General features: G+C 67.5%; 1 protein-coding gene. It reads left to right on the forward strand.

Annotated features, from left to right (window positions below; all coding sequences use genetic code 11):
- Positions 1-123 precede the first annotated feature (123 nt).
- The coding region (locus tag BXA10_RS30270; RefSeq protein ID WP_076474253.1) for an IS481 family transposase at positions 124-1,117 on the forward strand (994 nt) is incomplete at its 3' end.

Genomic DNA, 1,117 nt, shown 5'->3' on the forward strand with positions numbered 1-1,117 from the left:
TGTACTGCCCAGGGACGTTGGTTGAGGTTGTGTGACGACACGACGTAGATAGACGTGATGACGAAGGCCTCCGGTTGTGGAGTGGAGCTGTCTAGGAACCGCTCCGGCAACCAGGAGGCCTTCGTGTCCCACGCTAACGCCGCTTTGACTCCTCGTGCACGTCTTCGTCTGGCGCGTCTGATCGTGGATCAGGGGTGGCCGGTCGCCCGCGCCGCGGAACGCTACGACGTGTCCTGGCCGACGGCGAAACGCTGGGCGATGCGGTATGCCGAGCAGGGTCCGGCCGCGATGACGGACCGGTCCTCGCGCCCACACCGCAGCCCGGCAAGGACTCCGCAGCCGACGGTGCGCAAGATCGTGCACCTGCGGTGGAAACAGCGCCTCGGACCGGTGCAGATCGCCGGCCGGCTGGCGATGCCCGCCTCAACCGTGCACGCCGTGCTGACCCGCTGCCGGATCAACCGCCTGACACACATCGACCGCGCCACCGGCGAGCCGGTCCGCCGCTACGAGCACGACCGGCCTGGCGCGATGCTGCACGTCGACGTCAAAAAGTACGGCAGCATCCCCGACGGCGGTGGTTGGCGCTACGTCGGCCGAGTCCAGGGCGAGCGCCACCGGCGAGCCACCGCCCGGCGCACCGGCGCCCGCAACACCCGCTACGACCCTCGCATCGGCACATCCTTCGTGCATACCGTCATCGACGACCACTCTCGCGTCGCCTACGCCGAGATCCGTGACGACGAAACCGCTACCACCGCCATCGACGTTCTCCGCAACGCTGTCGCCTGGTTCGCCGACCGTGGCGTCACCGTCGAACGCGTCCTGTCCGACAACGGCTCGGCCTACAAGTCCCACGCCTGGCGCGACGCCTGCCACCAGCTCGGTATCAAGCCGAAGAAAACCCGCCCCTACCGACCTCAGACCAACGGCAAGGTCGAGCGATTCCACCGCACCATGACCGACGGCTGGGCACTACGACGGTTCTACGGCTCAGAGCACGCACGCCGAGCAGCCTTGCCCGCCTGGCTCCATCACTACAATCACCACCGGCCCCACACTGCTACCGGCGGCAAGCCGCCCATCACCAGGTTGACCAACGTCCCTGGGCAGTACA

It is taken from the genome of Micromonospora avicenniae, from assembly GCF_900156065.1.
Taxonomy (GTDB): Bacteria; Actinomycetota; Actinomycetes; order Mycobacteriales; family Micromonosporaceae; genus Micromonospora; species Micromonospora avicenniae.